Here is a 19,930-nt window from a genome sequence, read left to right as displayed (position 1 = left end):
CTTATTTATTTCAACTTGCTCAATGCCTCCTTTATTCTTGGAATCATTTTCTGAATATCGCTCAGAGAACATCCACCAACCGATGCGCGGAACCAGGCAACAGATTCATCCGTACCAAAAGCCGAGAACGGAACCAAAGCCGTCTGTGCTTCCTTGATCAGGTAAAAATTAACATCTGCACTGTTTTTCAACAAGTCTCCCGAAGGAGTAGTCTTACCGATATAATCGATCTTAAGCGTCAGGTAAATTGCGCCCATGGGAACCACTGCATCTACTGCAAAGCCTTCCGCTTTTAATTGCTGAAAACCATTGTACAGCGTATCCAGACTTTCCTGAACCTGACTTTTAAAGGCATTCAAAAACTGATCTACCAGTTCATTATTTTTAAAATATTTTGCGACAGCTACCTGCTCTGCCTTAGGTGCCCAGGCTCCGATATGCCCCAATAAAGATTTCATCTTTCCTATCACCTTTTCAGGTCCGAATGCCCATCCTACACGTACTCCTGTAGCAGATAAACATTTAGAAATTCCATCAATATAGATGACATAATCTTTCAGTTCCGGACGTAAACTGACCGGGTTGATGTGTTCTTTTCCAAAAGTCAGCAAAGAGTAGATCTGATCATACATGATGTATAATGGTTTCTCATCCACTCCCCTGCATTCATTCTCTTCGATCACCAAATCACAGATTTCTTCCAGTTGCTCCTTACTGAACATTGTTCCTGTAGGGTTCAAAGGAGAACACAGGGCCAGCAACGTTGCTCCTTTTAAATAAGGTTTTAGCTGTGCCCCAGTTGGCATAAAATTATTCTCCACTGTCGTTTCTACCGCGATTCCTTTCGCAGAAGAAAGGTGACAGTAATGGTTGTTATTCCATGATGGTGCAGGGTAAATCACCTTATCTCCGGGATCCACCAGCGCCAGATACGTTGCATAGATTAGCGGACGTGAACCGCCGGCTACCAAAATATCCTGTGTGATATAAGAAAGCGCGTATCTGTTTTTCAAAACTTCTACCACCGTCTCACGTAAAGCTAAAATACCATCTGCAGGAGGATAATTGGTATGGTTATGATGATAAGCATCAATAATTTCATCTCTCAATTCTGCCGGAATAGGAAAAATTGAAGGATCAAAATCACCGATGGTCAGATTGGCAATCTCCGCGCCCTTTCGCTTCAGTTCATTTACTTCGTTTCCAATTTTAATGATTTCCGAGCCGATAAGCGTGTTTGCTAATACTGATACATTCATTTTTTTGATTTTTATTTATTAATTGATTAAGCCAGCAATCTTTCAATTGCAGCGGTGGTTTTCTCAAATTTAAACTGCGAAAGAATTTCTTCCATCATCCCTTCAATCTCCGGATTACATAGATTCCCAATACTTCCCTCGTGGGTATGATTCACTTTAGTTGAAGGAGAGAAAGTACCGTTCTCTATCGTTTCACCAACAATTTTATAGGCTTCTCTAAAAGGGATTCCCTTTAAAGCAAGCTCATTCACTACTTCAACGCTAAACAGGTAAGCATATTTTTTATCCGCCAGAATATCGTCCTTAATCCTGATGTGCTGCAACATATAGGCGGTCATTTCCAGGCATTCATTCAACGATGTGATTGCAGGGAAAAGGTTTTCTTTCAACAATTGCAGGTCACGGTGATAACCCGAAGGCAAATTGGTGGTCATCATGGCAATTTCATTCGGTAAAGCCTGAATTTTGTTACACCTGGAACGGATGAGTTCGAAAACATCAGGATTCTTTTTATGCGGCATGATGCTCGATCCGGTTGTCAGTTCGTCCGGAAAGCTGATAAATCCAAAGTTCTGATTGATAAACAGGCAAACATCCATCGCCATTTTGGCTAAGGAAGCAGCAACCGACGACATCGCCTGTCCAAGGATACGTTCTGTTTTCCCCCTGCCCATCTGTGCATAAACCACATTATAATTTAAATTTTCAAAGCCTAGTAACTGGGTGGTCATCGTCCTGTTTAAAGGGAAAGAAGAGCCATAACCCGCAGCAGAACCTAAAGGATTCTTATTGCAAATCTTATAAGCCGCCAGCATCAGTTCCATATCATCCACAAGGCTCTCTGCATAAGCCCCGAACCATAGTCCAAAAGACGAAGGCATGGCAATCTGAAGGTGCGTATATCCCGGAAGCAATTTATCTTTATGGGTATTGCTCAGCTCAATCAGTTGCGTAAAAAGAACCGTTGTATTTCCAACCATTTCTTCGATACAACTTCTGAAGTAAAGTTTCAGATCCACCAAAACCTGGTCATTACGGGAACGTCCGCTATGGATTTTTTTACCTGCATCACCAATGCGCTGTGTCAGCAACCATTCTACCTGTGAGTGTACATCTTCTACCGTATCCTCAATGGTAAATCTTCCTGCTTCAATATCCGCATAAATATTTTTGAGTTCTTTTTGAATCGATACCAGCTCTTCAGCGGTTAACAGTCCAATACTTTCCAGCATTTCTACATGGGCTAAAGAGCCTAAAACATCAAAAGCTGCCATTTGCAAATCCAGCTCCCTGTCTTTGCCTACGGTAAAAGTCTCTATATCTTTATTTACGTCTACGTTTTTTTGCCAAATCTTCATTTATCAATCTATTGTTTAGGCCTTTTGAGGGCTAAAGGTATTTTGCAAAAATACAATAATTACGATAGAATGAAGGATAAACCAGCAAGAGCATCAAATGCAACCACATTGCATAATATTCCTGTTATAATCAAAATATATTCAACTAAATCAATATTTTAGCAAAAAATCCACAAACTTATATATGAACAGCATCAGATATTCGCTCTTGCTCTTGCTTTTACCGCTTGCAGCAAGCGTTCATGCGCAGCAAAAACCAGCATTGAGCTGGAAAGATGTTTCCAAATGGAACTCTATCAGAAGCAACACCTATGCGCTGTCACCCAACGGCCAATGGTTGTCCTGGGCAAAAGGTCCTACCGAAGGTGATCTTCAAACGGTGATCCGTAAGATCTCCGACACCACAAATTTTAGCTATCCTATCGGAGCAAATCCATCTACAGTCGTCTATGCTAAAGATTCCAAATATCTGGCCTTTAAAGTCTCGGCTAAAGAATCAGAAGTAAAAGCGGCAAAAAAAACCATGAAACCGCTTTATGATCAATTGGTTCTGGTGTCTTTACCTGGAAATCAGAAAGTCACTTTTGAAAAAGTAAAAACATTCAGTTTCTCCGGAGAGTCCTCAGAATGGTTGGCCATACAATTTACAGCTCCGGAAACTGCCTCAAAAGATAAAGATGCTGCAAAAGGGACCGATCTTTTGTTATACCAGTTGAGTACTAAAAAAAGCTATAATCTGGGCAATGTAGCGGAGTATGCCTTCAATAAGGCGGGAAACATTCTTGCTTATACCATTGATGCAAACGGACAGAACGGGAACGGCATTTTTATCAGAGACATGAAAACCGGCATCATCACTGCACTGGAAAATGACAAAGCCAATTATAAAAGCATCAACTGGAATGAAAACGGAGATGCTTTTGCCCTGCTCAAATCCAATAAAAACGAGCAGTATAAAGAAGATGTCTTTACCGTAATCGGGATCAATAAGATTGCAGGAGAACAAAGCAATAAAGTTTCTTACGCAGGTATCGGCCTAAAAAACTTCCCAAAAAACATGGGAATCAATGGAAATGGAACTCCTTACTGGTCCGAAGATCAGGGCAGCTTGTTCTTTGGAATCAACATCCAGGAGAAGAAAGCCGACAGCACCTCAAAAGATAAAGCAGCAGAAAAAGGAAAACCTCAGGTAAAAACCGATAGCCTGGCAAAAGGAAAGGCCGAAGGGAAAGCGGATGCTAAAACAGACGCAAAACCCGCAGCTAAAGCCGATATAGAAAAACCAGATATGATCATCTGGAACTGGCAGGACAAACGCCTTCAATCTGCACAACAAACCCAGGAAATGAGAGACAAAAATTACAGTTTCCTAAGTTCCTACCGCATCTCAGATCAAAAGTTCAGTCAACTGGCCGACAGCAGTTTAAAAAACGTCGTTGTTGCCCCACAAAACCTATATGCCATTGGCTACGACAATTCCAGCTATGAATTGGCGGGAAACCTCGACGGACAAAGTTATACGGACATCTACCTCATCAACCTAAAAACGGGAGCCAGGAAACGCATTTTTGAGAAATTTTATACCTCAGGAAGAGGTTCACTCAGTTTTGCTCCAAACGGCAAATGGGCAAGTTTTAACAAAGACGGTGCATTTTACAGCATCAACCTGGAAACCTTACAACAATATAACCTGACCGAAAAAATTAAGGCTTCTTTTGTAGATGAACTGGACGACCATAATACCGTCAAGCCATCCACACCGAATTTTGGCTGGTCATCAGACTCTAAATATGTCCTCATTAAAGACAATTATGACCTTTGGCGCATCAGTGCGGACGGCAAAAATGTAACTGCCCTTTCTGATAACTGGAAAAGCAAGAAACAGGAAGTACAGTCCAAATTCTCCATTTACCCTAAAGACAAGGGAACGGACCTAAGCAAAGACCAATATTTTACCATTTTTAATTCCAGCACTAAAAAAGCAGGAATTGCGGTATTGGAGGCAGGAAAGACCAACATCAGGCCTTTATTTATGGACGACAATGCTTATGGTGCCTTCCAGAAAGCAAGTGAGGGCAATGTGTTCGTTTATGCCAAACAGAACAATGAAAAATCACCAGAGATGTATGCCAGCACTACGGCCAACCTGTCTAACCCTAAGCAAATCACTAAAAACACTCCTGATCAGGAAAAATATGCCTGGTCTACAGGCGTAAAGCTGATCAACTATGTCAGCGCAAACGGAGATTCCTTGCAGGCTGCGCTATACCTTCCTGCAAATTATCAGGAAGGAAAAAGTTATCCTACGATCACCTATATCTATGAACGCCTGACCGATGAGTTGAATTTCTATTCCATGCCTGGATTCCCTGGCGGAGGATTTAACAAGGCGATGTACACCAGTAATGGTTATGCGGTATTGATGCCGGATATCAAATACAAACTGAATGATCCTGGAATGTCTGCTGTAGCCTGCGTTGTTCCTGCAGTAAAAGCAGCCATTGCAACAGGCATTGTAGACGAAAAACGGGTAGCCATTCACGGGCACTCCTGGGGAGGATACCAAACCTCATTCCTGATTACGCAAACCAATATTTTTAAAGCCGCAGCAGCAGGTGCGCCATTGACCAATATGATCAGTATGTACAGCCTGATCTACTGGAACAGCGGAGGCACGAATCAGGCCATCTTCGAATCCAGTCAGGGTAGGTTAACACCAGGTTACTGGGATAACTGGGATGCCTTTGCCCGCAACTCTCCCGTCTACCACATCAAAAAAGTACAGACACCATTGTTGCTGTTACACAATGATAAAGATGGTGCAGTGGATTATACTCAAGGAATTGAATACTACAACGGCCTGAGAAGACTGAATAAACCAGTGGTGATGATCACTTATCGTGGCGAAAACCATGGTATTGCCAAATTACCTAACCGGAAGGACTACGCCGTCCGGATGATGGAATATTTTGATTACATGTTAAAAGATAAGCCCGCACCGGAATGGTGGTCAAAAGGAGTGAACCGTTTAGATATGGAAAAACACCTGGAAGCAAGAGCTTTTGAAAAAGTAGAAGAACAATAAAAAAAGGCGGCTGATCTTAAAGATCAGCCGCCTTTTTAACTTATGGAATTAACCTTACTTCCCGTTAACTACGGGTTTTAACATTTCAATATAGAGCTGAATTCCTTCTTCAATTTCATTTACAAAAACATATTCATCTGCCATATGAGAACGTGCAGAATCTCCAGGACCTACTTTTAACGATGGAATGCTCAATAAAGCCTGGTCTGAAGTCGTAGGAGAACCATAAGTAGTCCTTCCTAAGGCGATGCCTGACTGTACCAGCGCATGTGTTTTATCAATAGAAGAAGGCTTCAAACGGATAGAGCGTGGTGTAACCTCGCAATCTACATTCGTCCGGATAATTTTTAAAACTTCCTCATTCGTATACGCGTCTGTTACCCGGACATCTACCGTGAAATTACAAGTTGCCGGAACGACATTATGCTGAGAACCTGCATTGATAATCGTCACCGACATTTTCAAAGGACCGAACATTTCCGAAACCTTGGAAAAACGATAATTGCGGAACCATTCTATATCTTTCAAAGCCTTATAAATGGCATTGTCTCCTTCTTCGCGTGCCGCATGGCCTGCTTTTCCGGTAGAGACACAATCTAAAACCAACAAACCGCGTTCAGCGATGGCAAGATTCATTAAAGTTGGTTCTCCAACAATCGCAAACTCCAGTTCTCCAAGATCAGGAAGTACACATTCCAATCCGTTATTTCCGGAGATTTCCTCTTCTGCTGTAGTGGCCAGACAAATGTTATAACTTAAACCTTTCTGCTCATAGAAGTAAAGAAAGGTCGCTATAAGCGAAACAAGACATCCTCCTGCATCATTACTCCCCAATCCATACAATTTACCATCCTCAATAGTTGGCGCGTAAGGATCGCGTGTATAGCCTGAATTTGGCTTTACCGTATCGTGATGCGAATTTAAAAGCATGGTTGGCTTTTTGGCGTCAAAATGCAAATTGTAAGCCCAGATGTTGTTAAGCTTACGATGGGTCTTTATATTACGTTGCTGCAAAAACTGTTCAATCACATCAGCGGTTTTGTCTTCTTCTTTACTAAAGGAAGAGATGCTAATCAGTTGTTTCAACAGTTCTAAACTATCTTTTTGCAGTTGTTCTATCATAATTTTTTATTCTTTGGTATATAAAGCACCGGCTTTTGTTGCCGATAGCTTGATGCCTTTGATCAGGGAGGAACTAAATCCATTATGCTCCATCTCATTTAATCCGGCAATGGTACAGCCTTTCGGCGAAGTTACTTTATCTATTTCCTGTTCAGGATGGGATTGCATCTGTAAAAGCAGATCTGCAGCTCCTTTAGCGGTCTGAACCGCCATTTTTAGGGCTTCATCTGCATGAAAACCAATCTCTACCCCACCTTGTGAAGCCGCTCTGATCGCGCGTAAGAAAAAGGCAATTCCGCAGGCACATAAAGCCGTTGCTGAAGTCATCAGGTCTTCGTTGATCTTTACCACTGAGCCTACGGTTTCGAACATTCTCGTCACCTCTTCCATATATTCAGAAGAAGCATTGTCTGTGGCGATACAGGTCATCGACTGGCCAATGGCAATCGCCGTATTGGGCATCGCCCTGATCACCTGTATCTCTTCTCCCAGTTTATTTCTGATGTCTGCACAGCTGACACCGGAAGCAACGGAGATGAAAAGATGTTTGTTGAGGTCTACAACCGGACGAATCTGTTCCAACAGCTGATTCAGCTGTTGCGGCAACACGGCAAGAACAATGACATCTGCAGCGGCAACAACCGCAGCATTATCATTACTCACACCAAAACCTTGTTCAGCAAAGGGGCTTAGATTGGCAATATTTCTTCTGGTTAGACGAATCTGACCGGGCAAAGCATAATCAGCTTTAACTAATCCCTTGGCTAAAGAAATGCCAATATTTCCGCTTCCTAAAATGGCGATGTTGCCTTTAAACTGTTTCATCTTCTATATGGTTTGGTTGTGATTGATCGGGTGGTATTCAAAGGTAATTAAATGATGAGTCTTGTTCCAAAACCCTGCTCATTAATTTGTGGCAGTTCATCTGCTTTACCAATATATACGGCAGAAACGCCGCTCTTTATCGCCTCAAAGGCATTGTGTAATTTAGGGATCATTCCTCCTGAAACTACTCCCTCCTGCTTTAGTCCTTCAAATTCCGTCATCCGGATTTCAGGAACAAGAGAATTGTCATCTTCCACATCCCTCATGACTCCTCTTTTCTCAAAGCAGTAGACCAGTACAGTCTCATATAAGGAAGACATGGCGACTGCCACTGCAGAAGCAATGGTATCTGCATTGGTATTTAAAAGCTGACTATCGCCGTCGTGGGTAATCGCACACAAAACGGGTGTCAATCCCGCAAGGAGCAAACTGTCTAACGTAGTTGAAGAAACCGAGGCCTCATCCAGGTCACCTACAAAACCGTAGTCAATCTCCTTTACGGGGCGTTTAACCGCTTTAATGATGTTCCCGTCGGCACCAGTCAAACCAATCGCATTACAGCCTTTTGCCTGTAACTGAGCGACCATATTTTTGTTGATCAAACCGGCGTAAACCATCGTGACGATTCTCAGGGTTTCAATATCAGTAATCCGGCGTCCATCCACCATTTTAGCTTCAACTCCAAGAGAAACGCCAATTTCTGTCGCAATCTTTCCACCGCCGTGAATTAAAATCTTATCTCCCGGAAGGGCCTTAAAATCCAGCAAAAACTGATGTAGTTTCTCTGAATTGTCAATTACATTACCGCCGATTTTAATTACACTTAATCTCTTCATTTTCTAAATTTCTTCAAAAAGTTCAATCAGGAACTTCAGGTATAACAAAAAAGGATGCTGGTTTTAATCCGGCATCCTGTAATTTATAAATTCTCCAGTACTTCTTTCAGCACTGCCTGCGCAGCCCATAACCGATTTCCCGCTTCCTGTATCACCAGTGAGTTTGGTCCGTCGAGGACTTCTGATGACAACTCCAGGTCGCGCCTAACTGGCAGACAATGCATTACTTTCGCATCATTCGTTGCCTTTAGCCGTTCGTTGGTCAACATCCAACCTTCAGGATAAGTGAGTACTTTTCCATACTCCTTATAGCTGGACCAGTTTTTCACATAGATGTAATCCGCATCTTTCAACGCTTCATCGATATTATGACTGATGTTGGCTCCCGGGGTAAAATCTTCGTTCAGCTCATAGCCCTTAGGTTGTACAATGGTAAAATCAAGTATTCCTTCTGCCTGTGCCCTGCACATCCATTCAGAAAAGGAATTGGGTACTGCTTGTGGTAATGCTTTAATATGCGGTGCCCAGGCCAATACGACCTTAGGTTTTGCAGCCCCTTTCCAGGTTTCTTTTATCGTCACCAAATCCGCCAGACTTTGCAAAGGGTGGCGTGTTGCGCTTTCCAGACTGACCACAGGAACGCCACAATACTGGATGAACTTATTAAAGAAATCTTCGTTATAATCCTCATCCCTGCTGATCAGCTTAGGGAAAGAACGTAAGCCCAATACATCACAATACTGTCCCATCACGGCTGCAGCTTCGCGGATATGCTCTACCGTAGTGCCGTTCATGACCACACCGTCCTGAGTTTCCAGTGCCCAGCCTTCTTTGTCCATGTTCATCACCATCACATTCATTCCCAAATTCAATGCTGCTTTTTGGGTGCTCAGACGGGTGCGTAAACTAGGATTAAGGAAAACCAAACCCAGGGTTTTGTTCTTACCCAGATCTTGATGTGCATAGGGGCTTTCTTTTAAGGCCAATGCGGCGGCTACCAATTGGCTGATGTCTTCAACATCATTTACTGAAGTGAACTGTTTCATCTTTGATTTAGCGCAATTTTAAACTGATTTAAAAATTGATCTGCCTGGTCTTTGCTTAAATTTAAAGCTGGCAAAAGTCTGATTACATTCGGCTTAGCCTCTCCTGTAAAGATATGGTGTTTAAAAAGCAGGTCTTTCTTTACGGTCGACAAGCTTTCAGGAAGTTCAATACCAATCATTAAGCCACGTCCTCTCACTTCTGTTACCCCTTCAATTTTCTTCAGCTCAGTGATCAGGTAAGTACCAATTTCTGCTGCATTTTTCATCAGCTGATCCTGGTCCATAATTTCCAATACTGCCAATGCAGCTGCACAAGCCAGGTGATTTCCACCAAAAGTGGTACCCAACATGCCATGCCATGGTTTAAACTTAGGAGCGATCGAGATTCCTGCTACCGGAAAACCATTTCCCATTCCTTTGGCCATGGTATAAACATCTGCATCAACACCCGCTTCGTCATGAGAATAGAACTTACCTGTTCTTCCATAACCACACTGCACACTGTCGGCAATGTAAAGCGCATTGTACTGATCACAAAGGGAGCGGATTTTCTGAAGGAAAGAAACAGAGGCTTCTTTGATTCCACCCACACCTTGAATTCCTTCAATAATTACTGCCGTCACTTCATTTCCGAAGGAAGCAAAAGCCTGTTCTAACGCAGCTTCGTCATTATGAGGAAGAAAGACAATGTTGTCGGTCTCATTAACCGGAGCAATAATTTTAGGGTTATCTGTGGCAGAAACGGCCAGAGAAGTCCTGCCATGGAAAGCACCTTTGAAAGCGATCACTTTTTTCCTTCCATTATAGAAAGAAGCCAGTTTTAGCGCATTTTCATTGGCCTCAGCGCCTGAATTACACAGGAACAACTGATATTCCGCTTTGCCGGATACTTTACCCAATTTTTCGGCCAGTTCTACCTGCAAAGGAATTTTCACAGAGTTAGAATAAAAGCCCACTTTATTCAATTGATCGGTTACACGTTTCACGTAGTGAGGATGTGTATGACCGATTGAAATCACAGCATGACCACCATACAGGTCCAAATATTCCTGACCTTCAGCATCCCAAACGGTACTGCCGGCAGCTTTAACGATTTCTATATTGTTTAACGGATATACGTCGAATAAGTTCATTTTTTTAGAGATTGAATTGTTGATTAAAAGGTTAAAAACGGTTTCCGAACATTGTCGGGACAGCAGTAGATTAAAATCCTGCTGCTTTAAGCGCCAGACCTTGCCGCTCTTCCAGTCCAAAAATCAGGTTCATGTTTTGTACCGCTTGTCCGCTTGCCCCTTTTAACAAATTATCAATGATGCTCACTACAAAAAGTTTATTGCCATGTTTTTCAACGTGAACCAATCCTTTATTCGTGTTAACCACCTGTTTCAAATCTATATTCTTTTTACTCACATGAGTAAAAGGATGTGCTGCATAATACTCCTCGTATAAGGTCTGTGCCTCTTCAGCAGTCAGATCGCTTTCCACATACATTGCAGCAAGAATCCCTCTGGTAAAATCTCCACGTTGTGGGATAAAATTCAGGACCTCATCAAAGTTCGCATCCAGTTGCAGTAAAGTTTCTCCAATCTCATTCAGGTGCTGATGTTCAAAAGCCTTATATACAGAAAGGTTGTTGTTGCGCCAGCTGAAATGAGAAGTTGCGGCCAGACTCTGACCTGCTCCTGTAGAGCCTGTAGTTGCATTGATGTGCACCTCGTTTTTAAGCAAACCTTTTGCGGCCAGCGGCAATAATCCCAACTGAATGCAGGTTGCAAAACAACCCGGGTTGGCAATAAAATTTGCCGTTTTGATGCGTTCACGGTTCAACTCAGGAAGGCCATATACCCAATCTTCCCCTGCTGCTGCCTTTAGTCTGAAATCCTGACTCAGGTCAATGATTTTTATACCTGCTGCAATTGGATTGGCGGCTAAGAATTTCTTTGCATCGCCATGTCCTACGCATAAGAACAAAACATCAATATCATCAGACAGTTCTCCGGTAAAACGCAGGTCTGTATCTCCCAAAAGGTCCGTATGAACATCAGAGATCAGGTTGCCCGTATTGCTGTTGCTATGTACAAAAGCAATATCTACCGAAGGATGGTTGACCAGCAATCGAAGCATTTCTCCACCGGTATATCCGGCACCGCCAATGATTCCTGCTTTAATCTTCATTGCTGTTCACTTTGTGCCAGATCATTACCTGGTTGCCAAAAATCTTAGAGAAACCTTTCACATCTTCACCACTCCATGCATTGTTCATCTCGCCGTAGCTGCCAAATTTATTGCTCATCAGGTCGTGTGCAGACTCAATACCAATGATTTGGAAACGGTAAGGCAATAGTTCTACAAATACCTTTCCGCTAACAGTTTTCTGAGTATCTGCTAAAAATGATTCAATGTTGCGCATGATCGGATCATGAAACTGACCTTCATGCAGCCAGTTGCCATAGAAAGAAGCCAATTGCTCTTTCCAGGAAAGCTGCCATTTGGTTAAAGTATGTTTTTCTAAAGTATGGTGAGCCTTGATAATCACCATTGGAGCCGCTGCTTCAAAACCTACACGACCTTTAATTCCGATAATGGTATCTCCAACATGGATGTCTCTTCCAATGCCGTAAGGCTGAGCAATCGCTTGTAATTTCTGAATGGCTGCTACCGGAGCTAAAGTCTCTCCGTCGATACCTACCAGTTCGCCTTTTTCAAAAGTCAGTTCAAGTTTGCGTGGCTCAGTTACAGATACCTGTGTTGGCCATGCTTCTTCCGGCAGTGTTTCATTGGAAGTTAAAGTTTCCTTTCCTCCTACTGAAGTGCCCCACAAACCTTTATTGATGGAATATCTTGCTTTTTCAGCGCTATATTCTACACCATGTGCAGCTAAATATTCTATTTCCGCTTCGCGGGATAATTTTAAATCTCTGATTGGTGTGATGATCTCTACATTAGGAATGATGATGTTAAAAATCATATCAAAACGTACCTGGTCGTTTCCGGCACCGGTACTTCCATGTGCCACATAATCCGCACCAATATTCTTCACATAATTGGCAATCGCCGTTGCCTGGCTCACACGTTCTGCACTCACAGAAAGTGGGTAGGTTGCATTTTTTAATACATTACCAAACACCAGATATTTAATACAGCCATCATAATAATTGGCAGTTTCATCCACTACCGCATGAGAAGCTACTCCTAAGGCATAAGCACGTTTCTCGATCTCCTGAAGCTCTTCCTCAGAAAAACCACCGGTATTAACGATCACAGAATGTACTTCCAGTCCACGGTCCTGGGCCAAATAAATACAACAAAACGAAGTATCTAAACCTCCGCTAAAAGCTAAAACAACTTTTTTCTTCATCTTAAAATAACAGCTATTTAAATAAAAATGTAAACAATAATAACAGGGTTTTTAATCCCCCCTTACCCGAAGGCTTAGGCTTTAACACCAATCTTTGCTTGATGCGCATAAAACGCTCATACAACTTTGGCTTCTTCTCCAGTTCTTCTGCAAATTTCTTGGCGACATCATGCTTCTGTGTTGCAGGATCGTACAGCATTGCCGTACACATGCAATTTTTCCGCTCTTTCATCGTCAGGATTTCAAAGTTCACACAACTCTGACAACCTTTCCAAAAATCTTCATCCTGGGTAAGCTCTGAATACGTAACCGGCTCATAGCCAAGATCAGAATTGATCTTCATCACCGCCAGACCTGTAGTCAAACCAAAGATTTTTGCCTTTGGATATTTTTGTCTGGAAAGTTCGAAGATTTTTTCTTTGATGGCATGTGCCAGTCCCGCCTTTCGGAACTTCGGACTAACAATGAGGCCAGAGTTGGCCACAAATTGTCCATGACTCCAGGTTTCAATATAACAGAAACCTGCCCAGGTTCCATCTTTATGGAAAGCTATAACAGACTTTCCATCGGAAATTTTACCTGCAACGTACTCCGGAGAGCGTTTAGCGATACCTGTACCACGTGCTTTCGCCGATTCGGCCATTTCTTCACAGATTTCTTCTGCAAAGACACGATGTTCAGGAAGTGCAACCTGCACTATAAAATCGTTTATATTCATTAATAGGTTAACGAAAAAATAAATGTTCTGATTAATTGTTTTTTAAGAGGCAATCCTCTAAGGAAATGTGCTGAGTTGCTGCTCAGTGTTTACTCAAATCCGTGGCGTGTAATTTTGCCGATTAGTGGTTACAAAAAATACGGGTCGCAAGCGTTCAATAAACAGACTTTCGGAAGCAATATTCTTTGCTTCTAAAATAGAAAGTTTATGTGTGATTTGCTTGATCATTTTCTGTATCTAATAATTCTTTAAAATAGTTGAGCCGCAAAGGTTTAAATAAATATTGAGTTGTGCAATATGTTTTTTATTTTTTTACATTATTTGGTGAAAAATTGTTCAAAAAAAAACCTGCTGTGTAAACAGCAGGTTTTCCGGTTATTTCTTTTCTTCGACCTTGAGGTCGACGGCTACCCTGGTCTGGTCCAGAAAGAGACTCAGTTTCTTCGGTTTAGCATTCGCAGGAACCTTAAAGGTCCACTCCGCTTCAGAGGTTGTTTCCGGTGCAGGATTGGCAGACCCACTTCCATTCGTCGCGGCGACAGCAGTGTTGTTATCCAGCTGTAACCTTGCATCAGAGTAATTAACAGAGAAAAATGTCTCTTTACCTACCGTACTTTTATTCGTTACTGTCAGCTTTATGGTTACTTCCATCCCATCGGCTTTTCCATCGGCATCCTGTAGTGCAACCGCTTTACTCTCAAGAATTTTAACCAGCGCTTCGTTTTTCTTACCCAAAAGTGCAGAATCCGGAAATGCGGTAATGATATAACTTAAAGGCTCATTCCCTACAGGCGCAGGTGTAGTCGTTGCTGCAGGTGCTGTGGTCTGAGTCAGCGCAGTAGTATCTGCAGTTTCTCCTGTTTTTTTGTCTTTGTTCTTGCAGGAGGCAAAACTAAGCATGCCTAACGCTACGATTGATAGTCTTAAAAATTGCTTGTTCATGGTTTGGGTATTTTAATTCAAAAATAGGTTTCACATTAAAAAATAACGGCACAAGATATTAAGTCTTCATTAATTTTTCACCTGAGAAAACACGTAAAAAAAATTAAAACGCAATATCTTAACAGCTAATTTACAACACATTACCTGCCAAACCTGAAATAATGAGACAATAATCCGGGGCGCCCTTTGATCATTTCAGGAATGATGTCCATTCCAATCACAGAAAAGGTGATGCCGTTGCCTCCAAAACCCAATACAAAGTAAGAATTCGGGAACTTTGGATGTGCCCCGATATAGGGCAGCCCATCTTTGGTCTCTCCAAAAGTACCACACCAGCAGAAATCCTCGATAAAGCTGAGCTCCGGCAAAAACTTTTTAACGGTCTTGACCAGCTTATCCTTTTTTCGCCCCAATAACGCATCTCTGCGCAAAGCATTCCTAAAGTTTTCATCTTCTCCCCCTACCAGCAAGCGACCATCAGCAGTCGTTCTCATATAGAGATACGGGGCATCCGTATTCCAGAACAGGGTGCTTGAAATTGATGGAGGTAAAGCGTTATTCTTCTCACTAACCATCGCATAAGTACTCTTCAAGGCTACAATCTTCTCTGGAAGCATCGCCTGCGTCTCATATCCGGTACAATAGACTATTTTTCCGGCAGTGATGACTGCACCTGTGTCCGTCTCCGCCAGGACCTTCTCTTTCTCATGTTTCACTTTTTTCAATTCTGTCTTATCAAAAACACGAAGTCCCTTTTTAGCATTATAATGAAGCAGGTCATGGGCCAGACAAAAAGCATCTACACTGCCCCCATCTGTAGACAAGATCCCTCCCTCCGTCAACAGTCCGTACTTTGCTTTAATTTCTTTTTTTTCCAGCCATTTCACCTCAAATCCAACAAGCTTACGGGCTTCGAACTCCTTTTTAAGCCATTTAACATCTTTTGATTTGCTCGCAAAATAAAGAGAATCCTTCTGCTCAAAGCCACATGGTGAATCAATATCCTTAACCAGTTGCTTTAACTTGTCAATCGAATCCCGACAGGCTTTATAGCTGGCAACAGCGCCCTGCTCCCCGATCATCCCGATCAATTCATATAAGGGCACATCGATCTCATACTGCAACATGGAAGTCGTAGCGGAACTGCTTCCATTCGCGATTTCCCGTTTATCAATCAACACCGTATCGTAACCTTTCTCTATAAATGAATGGGCCATCAAAGCCCCTGTTATTCCACTACCTACAATAAGGATGTCGCAGGTCAGATGGTCTCTAAGAGAAGGATAAGTATGCAACAATCCATTTTTAACCAGCCAAAACGGCTCATTTGAGCGAATATCCATAGAAAGGGTTTAAGTGTACAAGTACCTCCAATAACAAGATTTTTACCCATCTGTTTTAATCATCAACAGATTTCAATTCTATATATTTACGATTTAACGAATCCTCCGATGAGGAAAACACTTCCATTCCTATGAGAAAGTACTTCTTGATCTGTTTTATGGCACTTAGCGCATCCGCTTTATCGCAGGACATCCAAACGGCAAGGGCGTTGCTGGATACGCTAACCTCAAAAACAATGTGGGGCCGGGGATATACCAAAAACGGAATGAGTAAGGCGGCAGATTTTATCAGTGCTTCATTTAAAACTTACGGCTTAAGCCCGATGGATGGAAAAACGTTTAAACAACCTTTCAGCTATCCTGCCAATACCTTTCCCGGCAAGATGTCCCTCAGCCTCAATGGAAAGGCTTTGATTCCCGGAAAAGATTTCATCGTGATGCCAGAGAGCAAGGGTGAGAACGGACAAGGGCAATTATTTCAAAAAGACAGCATCACTTTTATCAATCCGGAAAAACGGATCATCCTCGTTCTGAAAGACAAGCTGACCTGGTCTGTTGCTCCGGAGCAAGCAGATTATACCGGCATAGAGGTTCTCAAAACGGCCATATCAGGCAAACCTGAAACCATCGAACTAAGTATAGAAAATCAATTTAACCCGGAATTTCAGGCAGCCAATATCTGTGGCATCGTAAAAGGAACCTCAAAACCAGATTCTATCCTCCTGCTCAGCGCCCATTACGATCACCTCGGTGGAATGGGCTCGGAGGTATACTTCCCCGGAGCCAACGACAATGCCAGTGGCATCTCCTTTTTAATGACCCTGGCTCAGCATTATGCCCGGCATCCTCAACCTTACAGCATTGCCTTTATTTGCTTTGCCGGAGAGGAGAATGGCCTTGCAGGATCAAAATATTTCACGGAACACCCACTGCTTGATCTCGGAAAAATCAAATTCCTGACCAATGTGGATATGGTAGGTACCGGAGAAACGGGCATAACCGTTGTCAATGCCAGTATTCATCCCAAAGAATTCACGTTGCTCCAACAGCTCAACGACAGCAATAAATACCTTGTTAAAATAAACCCAAGAGGCAAAGCAGCCAACAGCGATCATTATTTTTTCACAGAAAAAGGAGTTCCGGCATTCTTCATTTATACCCAGGGGGGAATCAGTGCCTATCATGATGTTAATGACCTCGCTAAAACCCTGCCCTTCACCGAATATAAAGACCTTTTCAGCTTGTTTCTCGATTTCTATAAGGGCCTCATGAAATAAGGCCGGAGAAACAAATCCACCAAACCGTTGTTTTTCTATAAAAAACAACCATGTCCCTCTTATTCTCCCCAATACAAATCAAAAACGTCCGCTTAAAAAATAGAATTGTGGTCTCCCCGATGTGCCAGTACTCTGCCGAAGAAGGGTTTGCGACCGACTGGCATCTGGTTCACCTGGGAAGCAGGGCCATAGGTGGTGCCGGCCTGGTGATCCAGGAAGCAAGTGCCATATCACCTGAAGGCAGAATTACGACCGAAGATCTCGGGATCTGGACAGACGACCACATTCCTATGCTCCAAAGAATCACCACTTTTATACAGGCAAATGGTGCTGTTGCAGGGATACAGTTGGCACATGCCGGAAGAAAAGCCAGTTTCCTTGCGCCCTGGAAAGGCGGCCGCCAAAATCCAGAAAAAGAAGGCGGCTATAAATCCTTCGCTCCCAGTCCGATCCCCTTTCATGAAGGTGATGAAGCACCTTTTGCCCTGGACGGCTCTGGTATAGAAAAAGTCAAATCAGATTTTAAAGCTGCCGCAAAAAGAGCCTGGAAAGCCGGATATCAGGTGATAGAAATTCATGCGGCCCATGGGTACCTGATCCATCAATTTCTTTCTCCTTTAAGCAATCAAAGAAATGATCTATATGGAGGATCTTTTGAAAACAGGATCCGCCTCCTCCTGGAAGTCATCGAAAATGTTCAGCAAGTATGGCCTGCCGACCAGCCATTATTTGTCCGCATCTCCGCCACCGACTGGGCAGAAGGCGGATGGACACCCATGGATTCCATTCTCCTTTCAAAAATCCTGAAGGAAAAAGGTGTTGACCTGATTGACTGCTCCTCCGGCGGACTGGCTGTTCAGCAGCAAATCCCGGTATCTGCGGGTTACCAGGTTCCTTTTGCGGCATCGATAAAACAGGAGACAGGTGTCCTCACGGGAGCGGTCGGCCTGATTACAGAAGCACAACAGGCGGAAGAAATCCTGCAAAAGCAACAGGCAGACCTCATTTTTCTGGCCAGAGAACTGCTTAGAGACCCTTATTTTCCCTTACACGCTGCACAGGAACTGGAAGAAGACATTCTCTGGCCTGAACAATACGAAAGGGCGAAACCCAGAAAAACCAGACAGTAAAAGATTTCGTAAGTCAAGGTAATTCCTAACTAAAACGCCTACCTATGAAAAACCTTGACTTACGGGGATCCCGCTTGCCGAAACTTCTTTTGGTCCTCCTCCTGCTCAGCACTATCATCAGCTCCTGTAAAAAAGACAGAAATAATAACCCGGACCCGGAAGTTCCTTTATCTGGCCCCGATCTGGAGTTCTATGCTTTATCCAATAATACTCTTTTAAAGTTCAACGCCAAGGATGTCAGTAAATCCATTTCTTCTGTCTCCATCTCCGGATTACCGGGAACTGAAAAAATATTAAGTATTGATTTTCGTCCTGCCACAGGAGAACTATATGGGGTCAGCAATGCCAGCAAACTATATGTTATCCGGTTAAATGGTGCTGCGAGAGCAATTGGAACTGGATTCAGTCCGACACTTGCCGGTACGACAGCGAGCATAGACTTTAACCCAACTGTAGATCGGATCAGGTTAATTACCAATACCGGACAAAATTTAAGAATACATCCGGAAACAGGTGCAGTAGTGGCTACTGATGGAAACATCAATGGAGTAAGCAATGCAGTAGTATCTGGCGCCGCTTATACCAATAGTAAAGCTGGTGCATCATCAACAACCCTCTTCGATATTGACATCAGCACAAAAAAGCTATATAAACAGGATCCTCCAAACGACGGAAAACTAATCGAGATTGGCAGTCTTGGTGTAGAAATCGGCAGCAGCAGCAGCTTCGACATCTCTCCGGACAACACCAAAGCCCTTGCCGCAGGGACAACAAATGGCCTTTCCAACATTTATACCATCAGTCTGGAAACAGGAAAAGCAACCCTGACAGGAAAATTCCCAATATCGACCCCAATTGAAGGAATTGCCATCCCTACAGATCCGGTAGCTTACGCTGTAGACAACGCCAACAACTTTTTAATCTTTAACCCCATGAGCCCAGCCACTGTAGTAACTAAACCAATTACTGGTCTGGCTGCATCAGAAAGTATAGTAGGAATCGACTTCAGACCTGCAAACGGACAAATTTATGCCTTGGGAAGCCTAAGTCGCTTATATACGATCAACGCAGCAACAGGAGCCCTGACATCAGTTGGCGCCGGAACGTTAACCACAGCCCTTCTGGGCAGTAGCTTTGGATTTGATTTCAACCCTACCGTAGACCGCATCCGCATCGTCAGCAATACCGGCCAGAACCTTAGACTGCATCCAGAAACAGGCGCTGTAGTAGCTGTAGATGGAATTCTGAAACCAGGAAGCCCTGCTATAAGTGCCGCAGCCTACACGAATAATTTTAAGGGCGCTACAGAAACGGTCCTATTCGACATCGACCATGCAACAGATAAGCTCTACAAACAAATGCCTCCAAATGACGGCACTTTAGTGGAAGTCGGAAGCCTGGGTGTAAATGCTGAAAGCACAAACGGTTTTGACATTGGAAGCGCTTCAGGAACCGCCTACGCAATCCTTACCGTTGGGGGCCTCCATAAAATATACACCATTAACCTAAATACCGGCGTTGCCACTGCTATTGGAGATTTTTCCAAAACAACTACCGCAATGACTGTCGGCTTAGGACTATAATTCATTTTCACCTGCTTATGAGCAAAGCCATGTCCTTCGGGATATGGC

16 protein-coding genes are annotated in these 19,930 nt (G+C 43.1%); 4 read left to right on the top strand and 12 right to left on the bottom strand.

Features of this window, described 5'->3' with window-relative positions; translation table 11 throughout:
* Positions 1-5: 5 nt before the first annotated feature.
* Positions 6-1,259: an aminotransferase class I/II-fold pyridoxal phosphate-dependent enzyme gene (locus AAFF35_RS29830; RefSeq protein ID WP_342330096.1), complete on the bottom strand. Its 1,254-nt coding sequence runs from the start codon at positions 1,257-1,259 to the stop codon at positions 6-8.
* A 26-nt stretch (positions 1,260-1,285) separates the two neighbouring features.
* Positions 1,286-2,617 (bottom strand): argininosuccinate lyase, encoded by a 1,332-nt coding sequence (gene argH, locus AAFF35_RS29825; protein WP_342330095.1) that lies wholly within the window; start codon positions 2,615-2,617, stop codon positions 1,286-1,288.
* Positions 2,618-2,801: 184 nt separating this feature from the next.
* Here argH and AAFF35_RS29820 point away from each other — a divergent pair, with 184 nt between their 5' ends.
* On the top strand, positions 2,802-5,702 hold the full coding sequence (locus tag AAFF35_RS29820) for a prolyl oligopeptidase family serine peptidase (protein WP_342330094.1): 2,901 nt from the start codon (positions 2,802-2,804) through the stop codon (positions 5,700-5,702).
* Positions 5,703-5,756: 54 nt separating this feature from the next.
* Here AAFF35_RS29820 and AAFF35_RS29815 read toward each other — a convergent pair whose 3' ends face one another.
* The 10 genes from AAFF35_RS29815 to AAFF35_RS29770 all read right to left on the bottom strand — a co-directional run bounded on the left by AAFF35_RS29815 (position 5,757) and on the right by AAFF35_RS29770 (position 15,892).
* Positions 5,757-6,824, bottom strand: coding sequence for a M20 family metallo-hydrolase (locus tag AAFF35_RS29815; protein ID WP_342330093.1), 1,068 nt, complete (start codon positions 6,822-6,824; stop codon positions 5,757-5,759).
* A 6-nt stretch (positions 6,825-6,830) separates the two neighbouring features.
* Positions 6,831-7,649 carry a pyrroline-5-carboxylate reductase gene (gene proC / locus AAFF35_RS29810; RefSeq protein ID WP_342330092.1) on the bottom strand — a complete coding sequence of 273 codons (819 nt, stop codon included), beginning with the start codon at positions 7,647-7,649 and terminating at the stop codon, positions 6,831-6,833.
* A 47-nt stretch (positions 7,650-7,696) separates the two neighbouring features.
* Entirely contained in the window at positions 7,697-8,485 is a 789-nt protein-coding gene (gene argB / locus AAFF35_RS29805) for an acetylglutamate kinase (protein WP_342330091.1), read from the bottom strand.
* Between the two features lie 83 nt (positions 8,486-8,568).
* Positions 8,569-9,531 carry an acetylornithine carbamoyltransferase gene (locus AAFF35_RS29800; RefSeq protein ID WP_342330090.1) on the bottom strand — a complete coding sequence of 321 codons (963 nt, stop codon included), beginning with the start codon at positions 9,529-9,531 and terminating at the stop codon, positions 8,569-8,571.
* The gene (locus tag AAFF35_RS29795; protein ID WP_342330089.1) at positions 9,528-10,664 is read right to left on the bottom strand and encodes an aminotransferase class III-fold pyridoxal phosphate-dependent enzyme; all 1,137 of its coding nucleotides are present in this window, start codon (positions 10,662-10,664) and stop codon (positions 9,528-9,530) included. The genes AAFF35_RS29800 and AAFF35_RS29795 overlap by 4 nt, the downstream gene beginning before the upstream one ends.
* 70 nt (positions 10,665-10,734) lie before the next feature.
* The gene (gene argC, locus AAFF35_RS29790; RefSeq protein WP_342330088.1) at positions 10,735-11,706 is read right to left on the bottom strand and encodes an N-acetyl-gamma-glutamyl-phosphate reductase; all 972 of its coding nucleotides are present in this window, start codon (positions 11,704-11,706) and stop codon (positions 10,735-10,737) included.
* On the bottom strand, positions 11,696-12,889 hold the full coding sequence (gene argG / locus AAFF35_RS29785) for an argininosuccinate synthase (protein ID WP_342330087.1): 1,194 nt from the start codon (positions 12,887-12,889) through the stop codon (positions 11,696-11,698). The genes argC and argG overlap by 11 nt, the downstream gene beginning before the upstream one ends.
* Before the next feature lie 13 nt (positions 12,890-12,902).
* Positions 12,903-13,607, bottom strand: a complete 705-nt coding sequence (locus AAFF35_RS29780; RefSeq protein WP_074611323.1) for an N-acetyltransferase — start codon at positions 13,605-13,607, stop codon at positions 12,903-12,905.
* 375 nt (positions 13,608-13,982) lie between these two features.
* Entirely contained in the window at positions 13,983-14,549 is a 567-nt protein-coding gene (locus AAFF35_RS29775; RefSeq protein WP_342330086.1) for a hypothetical protein, read from the bottom strand.
* A gap of 140 nt (positions 14,550-14,689) precedes the next feature.
* Positions 14,690-15,892, bottom strand: coding sequence for an FAD-dependent oxidoreductase (locus AAFF35_RS29770; RefSeq protein WP_342330085.1), 1,203 nt, complete (start codon positions 15,890-15,892; stop codon positions 14,690-14,692).
* 131 nt (positions 15,893-16,023) lie between these two features.
* On the opposite strand from AAFF35_RS29770, the gene AAFF35_RS29765 reads away from it, so the two are divergent.
* The 3 genes from AAFF35_RS29765 to AAFF35_RS29755 are packed head-to-tail and all read left to right on the top strand — an operon-like array spanning position 16,024 to position 19,882.
* On the top strand, positions 16,024-17,169 hold the full coding sequence (locus AAFF35_RS29765) for a M28 family peptidase (protein WP_342330084.1): 1,146 nt from the start codon (positions 16,024-16,026) through the stop codon (positions 17,167-17,169).
* 50 nt (positions 17,170-17,219) lie between these two features.
* Entirely contained in the window at positions 17,220-18,299 is a 1,080-nt protein-coding gene (gene namA, locus AAFF35_RS29760) for an NADPH dehydrogenase NamA (protein ID WP_342330083.1), read from the top strand.
* 44 nt (positions 18,300-18,343) lie between these two features.
* Positions 18,344-19,882, top strand: coding sequence for a DUF4394 domain-containing protein (locus AAFF35_RS29755; protein ID WP_342330082.1), 1,539 nt, complete (start codon positions 18,344-18,346; stop codon positions 19,880-19,882).
* The last annotated feature ends 48 nt before the right edge of the window (positions 19,883-19,930 follow it).

The sequence above is a fragment of the Pedobacter sp. FW305-3-2-15-E-R2A2 genome (genome assembly GCF_038446955.1).
GTDB lineage: Bacteria > Bacteroidota > Bacteroidia > Sphingobacteriales > Sphingobacteriaceae > Pedobacter.
Note: the sequence above shows the minus strand (reverse complement) of the source record. Positions and strands in the feature narration are given on the sequence as shown.

Coding starts and splice junctions, on each gene's coding strand:
- proC (WP_342330092.1), bottom strand. CDS start 7,649: ATGAAACAGTTTAAAGGCAACATCGCCATTTTAGGAAGCGGAAATATT.
- argG (WP_342330087.1), bottom strand. CDS start 12,889: ATGAAGAAAAAAGTTGTTTTAGCTTTTAGCGGAGGTTTAGATACTTCG.
- AAFF35_RS29800 (WP_342330090.1), bottom strand. CDS start 9,531: ATGAAACAGTTCACTTCAGTAAATGATGTTGAAGACATCAGCCAATTG.
- argC (WP_342330088.1), bottom strand. CDS start 11,706: ATGAAGATTAAAGCAGGAATCATTGGCGGTGCCGGATATACCGGTGGA.
- argH (WP_342330095.1), bottom strand. CDS start 2,617: ATGAAGATTTGGCAAAAAAACGTAGACGTAAATAAAGATATAGAGACT.
- AAFF35_RS29815 (WP_342330093.1), bottom strand. CDS start 6,824: ATGATAGAACAACTGCAAAAAGATAGTTTAGAACTGTTGAAACAACTG.
- namA (WP_342330083.1), top strand. CDS start 17,220: ATGTCCCTCTTATTCTCCCCAATACAAATCAAAAACGTCCGCTTAAAA.
- AAFF35_RS29830 (WP_342330096.1), bottom strand. CDS start 1,259: ATGAATGTATCAGTATTAGCAAACACGCTTATCGGCTCGGAAATCATT.
- AAFF35_RS29770 (WP_342330085.1), bottom strand. CDS start 15,892: ATGGATATTCGCTCAAATGAGCCGTTTTGGCTGGTTAAAAATGGATTG.
- AAFF35_RS29775 (WP_342330086.1), bottom strand. CDS start 14,549: ATGAACAAGCAATTTTTAAGACTATCAATCGTAGCGTTAGGCATGCTT.
- AAFF35_RS29795 (WP_342330089.1), bottom strand. CDS start 10,664: ATGAACTTATTCGACGTATATCCGTTAAACAATATAGAAATCGTTAAA.
- AAFF35_RS29765 (WP_342330084.1), top strand. CDS start 16,024: ATGAGAAAGTACTTCTTGATCTGTTTTATGGCACTTAGCGCATCCGCT.
- AAFF35_RS29820 (WP_342330094.1), top strand. CDS start 2,802: ATGAACAGCATCAGATATTCGCTCTTGCTCTTGCTTTTACCGCTTGCA.
- argB (WP_342330091.1), bottom strand. CDS start 8,485: ATGAAGAGATTAAGTGTAATTAAAATCGGCGGTAATGTAATTGACAAT.
- AAFF35_RS29755 (WP_342330082.1), top strand. CDS start 18,344: ATGAAAAACCTTGACTTACGGGGATCCCGCTTGCCGAAACTTCTTTTG.
- AAFF35_RS29780 (WP_074611323.1), bottom strand. CDS start 13,607: ATGAATATAAACGATTTTATAGTGCAGGTTGCACTTCCTGAACATCGT.